This is a genomic window from Nocardioides aurantiacus (assembly GCF_003752505.1).
GTDB lineage: Bacteria > Actinomycetota > Actinomycetes > Propionibacteriales > Nocardioidaceae > Marmoricola > Marmoricola aurantiacus.
Window position 1 is genome coordinate 965,079 of sequence record NZ_RKHO01000001.1, and the last position, 13,907, is coordinate 978,985.

Consider the following 13,907-nt stretch of genomic DNA (forward strand, 5'->3'; position numbering starts at 1 on the left):
TGTCCGGGCCGGTGACCCGATCCCTGTCCGGTGGTGTGGAAGTACCGCTGTCCCGAGCTCTGGGGACGCCCGCGGCCGGGTGGCCGGGCGTCAGTGGGTGAGGATCTTGCCGAGGAAGTCCTTGGCGCGCGGCGACTGCGGCCGCGTGAAGAACTCCTCGGGGGTGTTCTCCTCCACGATCGCCCCGTCGGCCATGAACACGACGCGGTCGGCGGCGGTGCGCGCGAAGCCCATCTCGTGGGTGACCACGATCATCGTCATGCCCTGCTTGGCCAGGTCGACCATGACGTCGAGGACCTCGGAGATCATCTCGGGGTCCAGCGCGGAGGTGGGCTCGTCGAAGAGCATCGCCTTGGGCTCCATGGCCAGGGCGCGGGCGATCGCCACGCGCTGCTGCTGGCCGCCGGAGAGCTGGGCGGGGTACTTCTCGGCCTGGTGGCCGACCCCGACGCGGTCGAGCAGCTCGCGACCACGCTTCTCGGCCTCGGCCTTGCTCGTGCCGCGCACCTTGATCGGCCCCAGCGTGACGTTCTCGAGGATCGTCTTGTGGGCGAAGAGGTTGAAGCTCTGGAAGACCATCCCGACCTCGGAGCGCAGCGCCGCGAGGGCCTTGCCCTCCTGCGGCAGCTCCTGGCCGTCGAGGGTGATCTGCCCCTGGTCGATGGTCTCGAGCCGGTTGATGGTGCGGCACAGCGTCGACTTGCCCGAGCCCGAGGGGCCGATGACGACCACGACCTCGCCCTTGGCCACCGAGAGCTGGATGTCCTGGAGGACGTGCAGCTGGCCGAACCACTTGTCGACGTGGTCGAGGACGATCAGGGGCTCGGTCATGGCGGCACCCTAGGGCGGGCTTCGGGGGGAGTCGAGCGGACAGGGCGCCCGCTGCCGCTTCGCGACCAGTTCGTGACCTGGGTCGCGACGCTCGTCACGCCGCCGCCGCGGACGTTTCGCCGGACCTGCGCAGGGCACAGCAGAGGTGTCCGACGCGCGCCACCCGAGCACGAGGAGAGTCACCCACGATGAGCACCCTGGTCGTCAGCCTGGTCCGCGGCACGGTGAGGACGGCGTACGGCGCCGCCCGCCATCCGATCGCCACCGCCTCGCAGGCGGTGGGACTGGCCACGGACGCGGTGCGGCTGGGCGTGGGTGTCGTCCACGGGCGGATCCCCGGATCCCCGCCCGAGCAGCGACCCTCGACCGTCCCCGGCCCGGGCCCCGGCACCGCCCACGACCCGGCCCGCGCCGCGGAGTCGCGACCCACCACCGCGCGCGAGGCCGCTCCCGCCGCCCAGGCCGCCCCCGCGGCACCCTCCGCGTCCTCGGCGCCGACGGGTGCACCCCTCGAGCCGGTGACCGACGCGCCGGGCGAGCCGGAGGGCAGCGGCCCGACCAGGATCCCCACGCCCGACGAGATCGCCGTCCGGGCGGCCGGCCCGATGCCGGGTGCTCCCGGCGAGGCGTTCTCCACCGAGCCCAAGGTCGCCAGCCGCGAGGTCGAGCACGGCGGCAGCGCCACCGGCGACCGCGAGGCCGTCGACGGCTTCCTCGAGGACATGGCGGCCGGCGAGCCCGAGTCACCGGTCGACGCGATCGGCTCCACCACCGGGACCCCCGAGCCCGGCGCCGAGGCGTCGGTGCTCTCCGAGGCCGAGACGCTGCAGCGCGGCGCGGAGCGCAACCCGGGGGAGTGACCCGCTCCGACGGCGGCCCGTACCCTGGGTGACTGTCATGGCTGAGCAACGCACCTACGAGGTCCGCACCTACGGGTGCCAGATGAACGTCCACGACTCCGAGCGGCTCACCGGCCTGCTGGAGACGGCCGGCTACACCGCCGCCTTGACCGGCGACGAGCCGGCCGACGTGGTCGTGCTCAACACCTGCGCGGTGCGGGAGAACGCCGACAACAAGCTCTACGGCAACCTCGGGCACCTCGCCTCGGTGAAGAAGAAGCGGCCCGGCATGCAGATCGCCGTCGGTGGCTGCCTGGCCCAGAAGGACCGCGCCACCATCACGGACAAGGCCCCCTGGGTCGACGTGGTCTTCGGCACCCACAACATCGGCTCGCTGCCGGTGCTGCTCGAGCGGGCGAGGGTGGCGGAGGAGGCCCAGGTCGAGATCCTGGAGTCGCTCGAGGTCTTCCCCTCCACGCTGCCGACCAAGCGCGAGTCGGCGTACGCCGCCTGGGTCTCGGTCTCGGTCGGGTGCAACAACACCTGCACCTTCTGCATCGTGCCGGCGCTGCGCGGCAAGGAGAAGGACCGTCGTCCCGGCGACGTGCTCGCCGAGGTCGAGGCGCTGGTCGCCGAGGGCGTCAGCGAGGTCACCCTGCTGGGGCAGAACGTCAACGCCTACGGCGTGGAGTTCGGCGACCGCCAGGCGTTCTCCAAGCTGCTGCGCGCCTGCGGCGAGGTCGAGGGCCTGGAGCGGGTGCGGTTCACCTCGCCCCACCCGGCGGAGTTCACCGACGACGTCATCGAGGCGATGGCGCAGACGCCCAACGTGATGCCCTCGCTGCACATGCCGCTGCAGTCCGGCTCCGACCGGGTGCTCAAGGCGATGCGACGCTCCTACCGGCAGTCGCGCTACCTCGGCATCATCGAGCGGGTCCGGGCCGCGATGCCGGACGCCGCCATCACCACCGACATCATCGTGGGCTTCCCCGGCGAGACCGAGGAGGACTTCCAGGACACCCTGGACGTGGTCCGGCAGGCGCGGTTCTCCAGCGCCTTCACCTTCCAGTACTCCAAGCGCCCTGGCACCCCGGCCGCCGTGCTCGAGGACCAGGTGCCCAAGGCCGTGGTCCAGGACCGCTACGAGCGGCTGGTCGCGCTCGTCGACGAGGTCGCCTGGGCCGAGAACCGTGCCCTGGAGGGTCGGGTGGTGGAGCTGATGGTCGCCGAGGGGGAGGGGCGCAAGGACGCCGCCACCCGTCGGCTCACCGGCCGCGCCCGCGACAACCGGCTGGTCCACTTCACGCCGCTGGCGGTGGACGGCACCCCCGTCGAGGTCCGTCCCGGCGACGTCGTCGAGGTCGTCGTGTCGTACGCCGCGCCGCACCACCTGGTCGCCGACGGTCCGGTGAGGTCCGTACGCCGCACCCGCGCGGGTGACGCCTGGGAGGCGGCCACCTCCGCCCCGGCCGCCGCCCCCGGCGTCTCGCTGGGACTGCCGACGATCGGGGTGCCCGCCCCGTTGCCGCCGCTGGTCGACGGCTGCCGCTGAGCGGGCCCGCTCAGCGGCGCCGGGCCACCACGACCGCGCCGACGACCTCCCAGCCCAGCGTCAGGTAGAGCCGCCGACCCTCGTCGGAGGCCACCAGGACGCCTCGGTCGGCACCGGACCCGAGGGCGGCGTCGCCGAGCAGGGTCATCACCGCCGACCCGAGGCCCCGCCGCCGGTGGGCGCCCGAGGTCGCGATCCGGTCGGGGACGGCGACCGCCCCGTCGAGGCCGACCTGCCCCCACGCGGCGGGAGAGCCGTCGGGGGCGTCCACCTCGACCTCGACGCGGTGGGGCCCCGGACGCCTGGTCGTCGCGGCGTAGCCCGGCGGCAGCGGCGTGCGTGGGGAGGGCGCCAGCGAGCGGGTCATCAGCCACTCGGGGACCGTCGCGGTGGCCAGCCCGTGCTCGGCGAGGCGGTCGGCGACCCGGCCGGGATCGGCCGTCGGCACGGTCACCCACGGGTCGCGCTCGTCCCACGACGCCTGCGCGGCGACGTCGGTGCGCCGCGGGTGACGGTCGGCGTCGAGCACGAGCAGCTCGACGTCACGGCCCGGGGCGCCCACCGGGGTGCGCAGCACGCCCGCGGCGACCTCCTCGGCGCTCGGGAGGTCGCGCGAGCGCGCCCAGCCGGCGACCCACGCGCGCACCAGGTCAGGTGGCGGCGGCCCCGGACGGGCGCTGGTCGTGCTCAGACGGGCGGCTCGTCCTCGACGTGCTCCTCGGACTCGTCGACGTCCTCGGGGGCGTCGATCTCGTCCGGCACCTGGTCCTCCTCGACCTGCGCCGAGCGCGGCTGGTCGGGCGTCGCCGGGGGCTGCTCGTCGGTGTCGACCTGGGGTGCGTCGGCGGGACCGCCGGGCGCGAAGTCGGGCGCCGGGTCGGTGGTGGGCTCGGGGGCGGGCGAGAGGTCGCCGTCGGCGGAGCTCACCGGTCACGCCCGGGGGTGCCGTCGCCCTGCGGGCCGGTGGGGGCCTTGGGGTCCTTCGGCGCGGTCGGCGTCGACGGGCTGCTCGGGCCGGCGGGGTGGTCGGTGCCGCGGGTCGGGCCCGCGCCGCTGCCGACGCCGGTGCCCGTCGTGGTGCCGGTGGTGGGGCTCGTGGGGGCGTCGGGACCACGGCCGCCGAGGTCGTCGTTGCGGCCGTCGAGGTTGTCCAGGCCCTGCTTGGCGCGGGCGACGCCCTGGCTGATCTTGTCGCTGTGCTTGCCGCCGGTCTTCTTGTCCACGGCGGCCGCGGCCTTGTCGAGGCCCTGGTTGATCTTGTCGCCGTGCTTGTCCACGGCGTCGGACAGCTTCTTCTTGGCGTCGTCCATGAAGCCCATGGCGTCCTCCTGGGTCTGGGTGTCTGCGGGGGTGGCGGGGTGCGGGCCGCGGCGTACCGGCGCGTCGGACACGGCGTACCCGCTGGGCCCCCGTCCAACCTAGCGGGCGAGACTAGGCCGGTGACCGCTCCTGCGCTGCCCGTCGTGGCGGTCGTCGGCGCCACCGCGGCGGGCAAGAGCGACCTGGCCCTCGACCTGGCCCTGGACCTCGGCGGCGAGGTGGTCAACACCGACTCGATGCAGCTCTACCGCGGCATGGACATCGGCACCGCCAAGCTGCCGGAGGCCGAGCGTCGCGGCGTGCGGCACCACCTGCTCGACGTGCTCGAGGTGACGGAGTCGGCCACGGTGGCGGAGTTCCAGCAGCAGGCCCGGGCCGCCGTCGCGGACTGCCACGCCCGCGGGGTGGTGCCGGTGCTGGTCGGCGGCTCGGCGCTCTACACCCGTGCGGTGCTCGACCGGTTCGAGTTCCCGGGCACCGACCCGGACGTCCGTGCCCGGCTGGAGGCGGAGCTGGTCGACCAGGGGTCGCAGGCCCTGCACCGGCGGCTCGCGGAGGTGGACCCGGCGGCGGCGGAGCAGGTGCTGCCGAGCAACGGGCGGCGCGTCGTACGCGCGCTGGAGGTCGTGGAGATCACCGGGCGGCCGTTCGCCGCCACCCTCCCCACGCGGGAGTACGTCGCCCCGGCGACCGTGCAGGTCGGGGTCGACGTCGACCGCGGGCTGCTCGAGCAGCGGATCGCCACCCGGGTGGACCGGATGTGGGAGGCCGGGCTGGTCGCCGAGGTGCAGGAGCTCGTCGGCCGCGGCCTCCGGGAGGGGCGTACGGCGCACCGCGCGCTCGGCTACCGACAGGTGCTCGCGGCCCTCGACGGCGAGATCACCGACGCACAGGCGCGCGAGCAGACGGTGACCGGCACCCGCCGCTTCGCCCGCCGCCAGGACAGCTGGTTCCGCAAGGACGACCGGGTCGTCTGGGTGGCCCACGACGACCCGCAGCGCCTGGACCGCGCCCGCCGCGCCGTGGAGCCGGTCAGCCGGCGCTGAGCCGGTCGAGCTCGCGGGGCAGCTCACGCATCCGCACCAGCGGGGAGAGCACCGTCGGCGCGGCCGCGACCACCTGGCCGGCCAGGGCGATCCAGAAGACGCCGCGGGCGCCGATGCCCTCGCCCAGCAGCCCGCCGGCGAAGGCGCCGATCGGCATCACGCCCCAGACGACGAACCGGATCGAGGCGTTCATCCGGCCCAGCAGCGGGCGGGGGCACAGCCGCTGCCGGAAGCTGACCTGAGCCACGTTGTAGACCACGACCGAGAAGGTCAGCAGCAGGCTGGAGACCACCACCGCCACGAACGGGTCGAGCACGGTGCCGGCCAGCGGCATCGGCAGGCCCGCCGGCACCATCACCAGCGCCGAGAGCGGGATGATCCGGCCCTCGCCCACCCAGCGGGTCACCGCCGGGGTCGCCAGCGCGCCGAGGAGGCCGCCGCCGGCGCCGAGACCCATCGCCAGCCCGAGCTGGGCCTCGCTCAGCCCGAGCTCGCGCAGCGCGAACAGCACCAGCAGGGCCCCGGTCGCGGCGGAGAACAGGTTGCTGATCGCCGTGCAGGCCGTGATCCGCCACAGCAGCGGGTGCCCGAGCACGAAGGCCAGCCCCTCGCGCACCTCGACGCGCAGCGGCCGGCGGTCCTCGCGCGGCGGCGGGGTGGAGACGTGCCGGATCCGGCGCACGAAGAACGCCGAGCCGAGGAACCCGACGGCGTTGAGCAGCGACGTCAGGGGTGCGCCGACGAGCCGCACCAGCCCGCCGCCCAGCGCGGGGCCGCCGATCATCGCCACCGACTGCACCGCCTGGAGCTGGGCGTTGCCCTCGCCGATCTCGTCGGGCTCGACGATCTCGGGCAGGTAGCTCTGGTAGGCCACGTCGAAGAACACCGTGGCGGTGCCGATCACCGTGGTCACCACGAGCAGCTGCGCGAACGACAGCACGTCGAGCCACCAGGCCAGCGGGATCGTCAGCAGCGCCACCGCCCGGACCAGGTCGGCGGTGACCAGCACCCGCTGCTTGCGCCAGCGGTCGACCCACACCCCGGCGGGCAGCGCGATCAGCAGGAAGGCGAGGTTCTCGGCCGTGCCGAGCAGGCCCATCTCCAGCTCGCGGGCCCCGAGCAGCTCGACGGCGGTGACGGGGATGGCGAGGGTGGAGAGCTGGGTGCCGAGCTGGGCGGCGACGTCGGCGCCGAACAGCTGTCGGAAGTCGTGCTGGCGCAGCAGCCGTCGCCTGCGGGCGGGGGCGGCGGCACCGGTCACCGCGCCATCGTCGACCAGTGATGGGGACAAGGCAATCAGGTGTCGTCGGCGACGTGCCGACACCCGCCCCGCGACCGGACGAAGCGCCGTACGGCCCGCTGCCGGTCGGCAGCGGCCGCCAGGTCTGGGCCCGTCGCCCGGCCGACGAGGCCGAGTCGCGCGCCCTGGCCTCGCCGCTGCGCGAGCGACCCGAACAGCGAGCCGTGGAGCCTCTACCTGGCGCTGCACCCCGAGCCCGGCGGCGTACGGTCCCGGCATGACGACGACGAGCAGCCCGCACCCGACGCCGGCCGGGTGGAGCGAGGTCACCGACGTCGAGAGCCTGACGGCGATCGTCGGTGAGCCCGGCCCCCGCGCCCGCGACAAGGTGCGCCACGCGCTGACCGACCTCGACGTGGCGTGGCTGGACTCCTCGCCGTTCTGCGTGCTGGCCACCTCGGCCGCCGACGGCGGGGGGCTGGACGCCTCGCCCAAGGGCGACCCGGCCGGTCGGCTGGTGCACGTGATCGACGAGCGCACCATCGCGATCGCGGAGCGGCCCGGCAACCGGCGGGTCGACGGCTACCGCAACGTGCTGGAGAACCCCCGGGTCGGGCTGCTGTTCCTGATCCCCGGTCGTGCCGACACGCTGCGCGTCAACGGCCGCGCCCGGCTGGTGAGCGACGCGCCGTTCTTCGACGACCTCGAGGTCAAGGGGCACCGGCCGGTGCTGGCCCTGGTCGTGGAGGTCGAGGAGCTGTTCCACCACTGCGCCAAGGCGTTCCTGCGCGCGCAGCTGTGGGAGCCGGGGTCGTGGGACCCCGAGGCCGTGGTGCCGCGGCGGGCGGTCCTGGCCCAGCGGCTGGAGCGGCCCGAGGACACCGTCGACGAGCTCGACGCCTACTACGGCCCGTCCTACGCCGACCAGCTGTACTCGTCGTGACAGGATCCCTGAGCGTGAACGAGTACTCCTTCGTCAAGGGCCACGGCACCGAGAACGACTTCGTGCTCGTCCCCGACGCCCGCGGCTTGCACGAGCTCCAGCCCGGCCAGGTCGCGCTGCTGTGCGACCGCCGCGCCGGCATCGGCGCCGACGGCGTGATCCGGGTGGTCCGCACCGACGCCACCGACGACCCGGCCGCGGTCGCGGCGCGCGGCGAGGCGACGTGGTTCATGGACTACCGCAACGCCGACGGGTCGCTCTCGGAGATGTGCGGCAACGGCATCCGCGTGCTCGGCCGCTTCCTGGCCACCCACGCCGACGTCGACGCCCGCGGCCCGCTGCCGATCGCCACGCGCGCCGGCACCAAGGTGCTGACCTTCGCCGACGGCGACCCCCTGGGCGAGATCACCGTCGACATGGGCGCTCCCGCCCTGCTCGGCGAGACCACGGTCAGCGTCGGCGAGCGCTCCTGGCCGGCCGTCCACGTCTCGATGGGCAACCCCCACGCCGTGGCGTTCGTCGACTCCCTCGACGACGCCGGGCCGCTGACCACCGCCCCCGGCCACGACCCGGACGTCTTCCCCGACGGCGTCAACGTCGAGCTCGTCGTACGCCGCGGCGAGCACCACCTCGCCGTACGCGTCCACGAGCGTGGCTCCGGCGAGACCCGCTCCTGCGGCACCGGCGCGTGCGCGGTCGCCGTCGCGGCGGCCGTCGCCGACGGCGCCGAGCGCGGCACGGCGTACACCGTCGACCTGCCGGGCGGCACGCTGCGCCTGGTGTGGACCGAGGACGACCGGGTCCTGATGACCGGCCCTGCCGTCCTCGTCGCCGAGGGCCTCACCGCGCTCTGAGAGTCGTGAGGCCGAGGCCGCGCCACAGCGCGTCGTGGGACTCACGACTCGGCTGATCGGCGCCGCGCGGGGAGTCCGCGGCCGGCCCACCACCCTCCCGACCCCGCTGGGCACCCACGTACGCCGCTCCCTAGGATCCGGCGCATGGACATCAACGGAGCCAGTGCGATCGTCACGGGTGCGGCGTCGGGGATCGGCGCGGCCGTGGCCCGGCAGCTCGCCGAGCGGGGCGCCCACGTCGTCGTCGCCGACATCGACCAGGAGAAGGGCGAGGCGCTCGCCGCCGAGATCGGGGGCGTCTTCGCGCCGGTCGACGTCACCCGCACCGAGCAGATCGAGGCCGCCGTCGAGGAGGCCGAGAGGCTCGGCCCGCTGCGGCTGCTGGTCAACTCCGCCGGCATCGGCTGGGCGCAGCGCACGGTCGGCCGCGACGGCACCTACGCCTCGGCCGCCGACCTCGAGGCGTTCTCCAAGGTCGTGCGCATCAACCTGATCGGCACCTTCGACTGCATCCGGCTCGTCGGCACCGCGATCTCGCGGACCGAGCCGACGGCGTCCGGCGAGCGCGGCGCGATCGTCAACCTCGCCAGCGTCGCGGCGTTCGACGGACAGATCGGCCAGGCGGCGTACTCCGCCTCCAAGGGCGGCGTCGTCGGCCTCACCCTCCCGGTCGCGCGCGACCTCGCCGCGGTCGGCATCCGGCTCAACACCGTGGCGCCCGGCCTGATCGACACCCCGATCTACGGCGAGGGCGAGGCCTCGGAGGCGTTCAAGGCCAAGCTCGGCGAGAGCGTGCTCTACCCCAGGCGCCTCGGGAAGCCCGAGGAGCTGGCGAGCATGGTCGTGGAGTGCCTGACCAACTCCTACATGAACGGCGAGACCGTCCGCGTCGACGGCGGCATCCGGATGCCCCCCAAGTAGCCCGGCAGTCCGCCCACCGTTCACGCGGGCGTGGCGCGGGCGTCACCGCGGCGGGGTGGGGTGCGACGCATGACCTCTCGGCCCTCCCTCTCCCGTCGCCACCTGCTGGCCGGCTCGGCCGGCGCCCTGGCCGCCGGCGCGCTGTCCCGACCCACCGGCGCCGCGGCGTCGCGCTCCGCGCCCGGCCAGCTCCGCGCCCGGCTCGCGCTGCCCGACGGCGTGCAGACCGGTGACGTCACCAGCCGCTCGGCGGTGCTGTGGTCGCGGGCCTCGGGGGAGGGTCGGCTCGTGGCCCGGGTCGGCAGCGGCCGCTCCTCGCGCGTCGTACGCGGGCCATGGGCCACGCCCGACACCGACCTCACCGCCCGGATCGAGCTCGAGGGCCTGGCGCCGGGTCGGGCCTACGACGCCGCGCTCTGGTTCGAGGCGCCCGACGGCACCCGCGGCGAGGTCGGCCGCGCCCGCTTCGTCACCGGCGACCGCCGCCCGGCGGCGACGTCGTTCGTCTGGACCGGCGACACCGCGGGGCAGGGCTGGGGGATCAACCCCGACCTCGGCGGCATGACGGCGTACGCCGCGATGCACGCGACCCGCCCCGACTTCTTCGTCCACGCCGGCGACACCATCTACGCCGACGGCCCGATCGCCGAGCGGGTCGTGGAGCCCGACGGCCAGGTCTGGCGCAACCTGGTCACCCCCGAGGTCTCCAAGGTCGCCGAGACGCTGCGCGAGTTCCGGGGCCGGCACCGCTACAACCTGATGGACGACCACGTCCGGGCCTTCTACGCCGACACCCCGGTCGTGGCGCAGTGGGACGACCACGAGACGGTCAACAACTGGTGGCCCGGCGAGGTCCTCGACGACGCGCGCTACACCGAGCGCCGCGTCGACGTGCTCGCCGCACGGGCCCGCCGGGCGTGGCAGGAGTACCAGCCGATCGCCACCGGCGTCGCCCGCGGCCGCAGCGGCTTCGCCGAGGCCCGGATCTACCGCAGGATCGAGCGCGGCGCGCACCTCGACCTGTTCTGCCTCGACATGCGCACCCACAAGTCACCCAACACCGCCGGGCTGGAGCCGCGCGAGACCCCGGTCCTGGGGCGCGAGCAGGCCGAGTGGCTGGTCCGGGAGGTACGCCGCTCTCGCGCGACGTGGAAGGTGATCAGCGCCGACCTGCCGCTAGGCCTCGTGGTCCCCGACGGCGCCGCGCAGGAGTCGGTCTCCAACGGGGACCCCGGCATGCCGCTCGGTCGCGAGCTCGAGCTGGCGCGGGTGCTGCGCGGCCTCAAGGGCGTGCCGGGGATCCTGTGGATCACCGCGGACGTGCACTACTGCGCCGCCCACCACTACAGCCCCGAGCGGGCGAGGTTCACCGACTTCGACCCGTTCTGGGAGGTCGTGGCCGGCCCGATCAACGCCGGCACCTTCGGCCCCAGCGCGCTCGACGGGACCTTCGGGCCGCGGCAGGTCTTCGCGCGCACGGCCGACTACCCCAACCAGTCGCCGCGCGGCGGCAACCAGTTCTTCGGCCACGTCGACATCGCACGCTCGGGACTGCTGACCGTCTCGCTGCGCAACGCCGGGGGATCGGTGCTGTGGTCGCAGGACCTCGAGCCGGGGGAGCGGGCCACCGCGTAGTCGGCCTCAGACCCCGTGGCGGGGGTTGCGGTCGGGGTCGTGGGGGTGGGCCGCCACCTCGTCGGGCCGGACCTCGGGACGACCGTCGCGGGAGGACTGCTCGGGCAGCGGCTCGCCGTCCTCGTCGAGCGTGGGCCCCTCGTCGGTGTGGGTCGGCGCCGAGTCGTAGGTGACGCCGGTGTCCTTGCCGCGGATCGCGCCGGTGCGCTCGCTGCTGACGCCCATGCCGCCGGCCAGGCCCTCGGGGCTGTCGGCGTTGGGGTCGGACTCGGTGGGCTCCGTCGCGGGGGCGCCGGGGGTGTGCGGGGTCTCGCTCATGGTCGCTCCTGGGGTGGTGGCGGGGACTGCTGGGGGGACTACTGGGACGGCTGCTCGGTGGAGGCCTCGGTGTTCTCCCGCTGCTCGGCGGTCTCCTCGGTGCCCTCGCTCGCCGCGGAGGGACCGGGCTGCTCGTCCTCGACGTCGAGGGTGCCGCCGTGGGAGTCCTCCGCCGAGTCGGCCGCCGGCTCGTCGCGCAGGCCCGTGTCCTCGGCCAGGCCGGGCTGCGACCGGTCCTCGGCCCCCGTCACGCCGGGCGGCGTGGACACCTCGGGCGCCTCGGTGGAGGCGGCGGGCTCGGTGGTGTCGGTCTCGTCGGTGTGCTCGCTCATGCCTACGGCGTACCCGTCACCGGGGTGCCCAACCCGCCGCCCCCGGGCGTCGCCACGACCGTGGGTGATTGCGGCTGTCGGTGGCGGGGTGTGTGATGTCGGGGTCGGTCCGCCACCGGCACCGTCTCTCGGAGGTCTCCCCATGCCACGTCGCCACTCACGTCGCCCCTCACGTCGTCTCCTCGCCGGCCTGGTCGCGCTCACCACGGGCGTGGGCGCACTCGCCCTGGCCCCCGCGAGCTCCGGCGCCGAGCAGCGGGTGCCCTCCGGTGGCCGCTACAACGTCAAGACGGCCACGAGCACGGGCTACGGCGGCGCCGTGACCTCGGTGGACCCCGAGGCCTCGCGGGTCGGGGTCGAGGTGCTGCGCCGCGGTGGCAACGCGGTCGACGCCGCCGTCGCGACGGCCGCCGCGCTGGGCGTGACCGAGCCCTACAGCTCGGGCATCGGCGGCGGTGGCTACTTCGTGCACTACGACGCCCGGACCCGGACCGTCAGCACCCTCGACGGCCGTGAGACCGCGCCGGCCACGATGCCCACCGACGCCTTCGTCGACCCCGCGACCGGCGAGCCCTACCGGTTCACTCCCGAGCTGGTGACCAGCGGCGTCGCGGTCGGCACCCCGGGCACGCTCGCGACCTGGGACACCGCGCTGCGCCGGTGGGGCACCCGCAGCCTGTCGCAGTCGCTGCGGCCGGCCACCCAGCTGGCCTCCCGCGGCTTCGTGGTCGACCAGACCTTCCGCGACCAGACGGCCGACAACGCGGCCCGGTTCCGCCAGTTCCCCGCCACGCAGCGCCAGTTCCTGCCCGGCAACGAGCTGCCGCGGGTCGGCAGCGTGATGCGCAACCGCGACCTCGCCGCGACCTACCGGCTGATCGCGCGGCAGGGCGTCAAGGCCTTCTACACCGGCCCGCTCGCCCGTGAGATCGCCCGCACCGTGCAGGACCCGCCGACCGTGCGCCGGCCCAGCCTGCCGGTGCCGCCCGGCTACCTCACCACCGCCGACCTCGCCGGCTACCGGGTCGCCTCGCAGGCGCCGACCCGCTCCACCTACCGGGGCTACGACGTCTACGGCATGGCGCCGTCCTCGAGCGGCGGCTCGACCATCGGCGAGGCCCTCAACATCCTCGAGCGCCACGACCTGGGCGCGCTGTCCGAGGTCGACGCGCTCCACCTCTACCTCGAGGCGAGCGCGCTGGCCTTCGCCGACCGCGGGCAGTACGTCGGCGACCCGCGGTTCACCGACGTGCCGCTGACCGACCTGCTCTCGGACACCTTCGCCGCCGAGCGCGACTGCGAGATCGACGTCGACCGGGCCGCGACCAAGCCGGTGGAGCCGGGCGACGTCGACGACTACGACGGCGTCTGCGGCGACGGCACCACCGAGCGCCGCCCCGAGCAGGACACTGAGAACATCTCCACGACCAACCTGACCACGGCCGACCGCTGGGGCAACGTCGTCGAGTACACCCTCACCATCGAGCAGACCGGCGGCTCGGGCATCACCGTGCCGGGCCGGGGCTTCCTGCTCAACAACGAGCTGACCGACTTCTCCTACGACGGCGTCGCGGCCGACGACCCCAACCGGATCCAGCCGGGCAAGCGGCCGCGCTCCTCGATGTCGCCCACGATCGTGCTGCGCGACGGCGAGCCGGTGCTCGCGCTCGGCTCGCCCGGTGGTTCGACGATCATCACCACGGTGCTCCAGACGCTGGTCAACCGGCTCGACCTCGGCATGACCATCCAGCAGGCGCTGGCCTCGCCGCGCGCCGCGCAGCGCAACAGCGCGACCGTCACGGCGGAGCCGGAGTTCATCGCGCTCCACGGCGACGCCCTCGAGGAGTACGGCCACACCCTGACGCCCTCCGGCGACGCCTTCACCAGCGCCGCCCAGATCGGCGCGGCCACCGCCATCGAGCTCGGGCCCCGGGGTCGGCTCACGGCCGTCTCCGAGCCCACCCGCCGCGGTGGTGGCTCGGCGCTGGTGGTCCGCCCCCGTCGCTGACGGTCTCCCGACGTGGCACCGCCCCGAGCAGGTCCGCGGTTTCGTCCGATGGCCCAGATGGTAGGAAA

At 74.6% G+C, this 13,907-nt stretch carries 15 protein-coding genes; 8 read left to right on the plus strand and 7 right to left on the minus strand.

All coding sequences use genetic code 11. From position 1 onward, the window contains the following. Positions 1-90 precede the first annotated feature (90 nt). On the minus strand, positions 91-831 hold the full coding sequence (locus EDD33_RS04635) for an amino acid ABC transporter ATP-binding protein (RefSeq protein WP_123389299.1): 741 nt from the start codon (positions 829-831) through the stop codon (positions 91-93). Between the two features lie 188 nt (positions 832-1,019). Between EDD33_RS04635 and EDD33_RS20655 the strand changes: the two genes are divergently transcribed. Both EDD33_RS20655 and miaB read left to right on the plus strand, forming a co-directional pair. Continuing rightward, on the plus strand, positions 1,020-1,691 hold the full coding sequence (locus EDD33_RS20655; protein ID WP_170169699.1) for a hypothetical protein: 672 nt from the start codon (positions 1,020-1,022) through the stop codon (positions 1,689-1,691). A gap of 37 nt (positions 1,692-1,728) precedes the next feature. Further along, positions 1,729-3,222: a tRNA (N6-isopentenyl adenosine(37)-C2)-methylthiotransferase MiaB gene (miaB, locus tag EDD33_RS04645; protein ID WP_123389300.1), complete on the plus strand. Its 1,494-nt coding sequence runs from the start codon at positions 1,729-1,731 to the stop codon at positions 3,220-3,222. A 10-nt stretch (positions 3,223-3,232) separates the two neighbouring features. On the opposite strand, the gene EDD33_RS04650 is transcribed toward miaB, so the two are convergent. From EDD33_RS04650 to EDD33_RS20790, 3 genes are read right to left on the minus strand one after another with little or no spacing between them, the layout of a single operon-like run. Beyond that, on the minus strand, positions 3,233-3,868 hold the full coding sequence (locus tag EDD33_RS04650; RefSeq protein WP_123389301.1) for a GNAT family N-acetyltransferase: 636 nt from the start codon (positions 3,866-3,868) through the stop codon (positions 3,233-3,235). Positions 3,869-3,909: 41 nt separating this feature from the next. Continuing rightward, positions 3,910-4,149 (minus strand): hypothetical protein, encoded by a 240-nt coding sequence (locus EDD33_RS04655; RefSeq protein ID WP_123389302.1) that lies wholly within the window; start codon positions 4,147-4,149, stop codon positions 3,910-3,912. After that, a complete protein-coding gene (locus tag EDD33_RS20790) occupies positions 4,146-4,613 on the minus strand; it encodes an antitoxin (RefSeq protein WP_246003370.1) in 468 nt (155 codons plus the stop codon). The genes EDD33_RS04655 and EDD33_RS20790 overlap by 4 nt, the downstream gene beginning before the upstream one ends. A 48-nt stretch (positions 4,614-4,661) precedes the next feature. Between EDD33_RS20790 and miaA the strand changes: the two genes are divergently transcribed. Beyond that, a complete protein-coding gene (gene miaA / locus EDD33_RS04665) occupies positions 4,662-5,588 on the plus strand; it encodes a tRNA (adenosine(37)-N6)-dimethylallyltransferase MiaA (protein WP_123389303.1) in 927 nt (308 codons plus the stop codon). Here miaA and EDD33_RS04670 read toward each other — a convergent pair. Then, positions 5,575-6,849 carry an MFS transporter gene (locus EDD33_RS04670; RefSeq protein ID WP_211332413.1) on the minus strand — a complete coding sequence of 425 codons (1,275 nt, stop codon included), beginning with the start codon at positions 6,847-6,849 and terminating at the stop codon, positions 5,575-5,577. The genes miaA and EDD33_RS04670 overlap by 14 nt on opposite strands. A 256-nt stretch (positions 6,850-7,105) precedes the next feature. On the opposite strand from EDD33_RS04670, the gene EDD33_RS04675 reads away from it, so the two are divergent. The 4 genes from EDD33_RS04675 to EDD33_RS04690 all read left to right on the plus strand — a co-directional run bounded on the left by EDD33_RS04675 (position 7,106) and on the right by EDD33_RS04690 (position 11,181). Continuing rightward, the gene (locus EDD33_RS04675) at positions 7,106-7,771 is read left to right on the plus strand and encodes an MSMEG_1061 family FMN-dependent PPOX-type flavoprotein (protein WP_123389305.1); all 666 of its coding nucleotides are present in this window, start codon (positions 7,106-7,108) and stop codon (positions 7,769-7,771) included. 14 nt (positions 7,772-7,785) lie between these two features. After that, on the plus strand, positions 7,786-8,625 hold the full coding sequence (gene dapF / locus EDD33_RS04680) for a diaminopimelate epimerase (protein ID WP_211332414.1): 840 nt from the start codon (positions 7,786-7,788) through the stop codon (positions 8,623-8,625). A 144-nt stretch (positions 8,626-8,769) separates the two neighbouring features. Continuing rightward, the gene (locus EDD33_RS04685; protein ID WP_123389306.1) at positions 8,770-9,546 is read left to right on the plus strand and encodes an SDR family oxidoreductase; all 777 of its coding nucleotides are present in this window, start codon (positions 8,770-8,772) and stop codon (positions 9,544-9,546) included. Between the two features lie 69 nt (positions 9,547-9,615). After that, positions 9,616-11,181, plus strand: coding sequence for an alkaline phosphatase D family protein (locus EDD33_RS04690; protein WP_123389307.1), 1,566 nt, complete (start codon positions 9,616-9,618; stop codon positions 11,179-11,181). Between the two features lie 6 nt (positions 11,182-11,187). Here the strand turns inward: EDD33_RS04690 and EDD33_RS04695 are convergent, their stop codons facing one another. Both EDD33_RS04695 and EDD33_RS04700 read right to left on the minus strand, forming a co-directional pair. Then, a complete protein-coding gene (locus EDD33_RS04695) occupies positions 11,188-11,499 on the minus strand; it encodes a hypothetical protein (protein WP_123389308.1) in 312 nt (103 codons plus the stop codon). Between the two features lie 38 nt (positions 11,500-11,537). Continuing rightward, positions 11,538-11,831 carry a hypothetical protein gene (locus EDD33_RS04700; RefSeq protein ID WP_123389309.1) on the minus strand — a complete coding sequence of 98 codons (294 nt, stop codon included), beginning with the start codon at positions 11,829-11,831 and terminating at the stop codon, positions 11,538-11,540. Between the two features lie 142 nt (positions 11,832-11,973). Between EDD33_RS04700 and ggt the strand changes: the two genes are divergently transcribed. After that, positions 11,974-13,839 carry a gamma-glutamyltransferase gene (ggt, locus tag EDD33_RS04705; RefSeq protein ID WP_123389310.1) on the plus strand — a complete coding sequence of 622 codons (1,866 nt, stop codon included), beginning with the start codon at positions 11,974-11,976 and terminating at the stop codon, positions 13,837-13,839. The last annotated feature ends 68 nt before the right edge of the window (positions 13,840-13,907 follow it).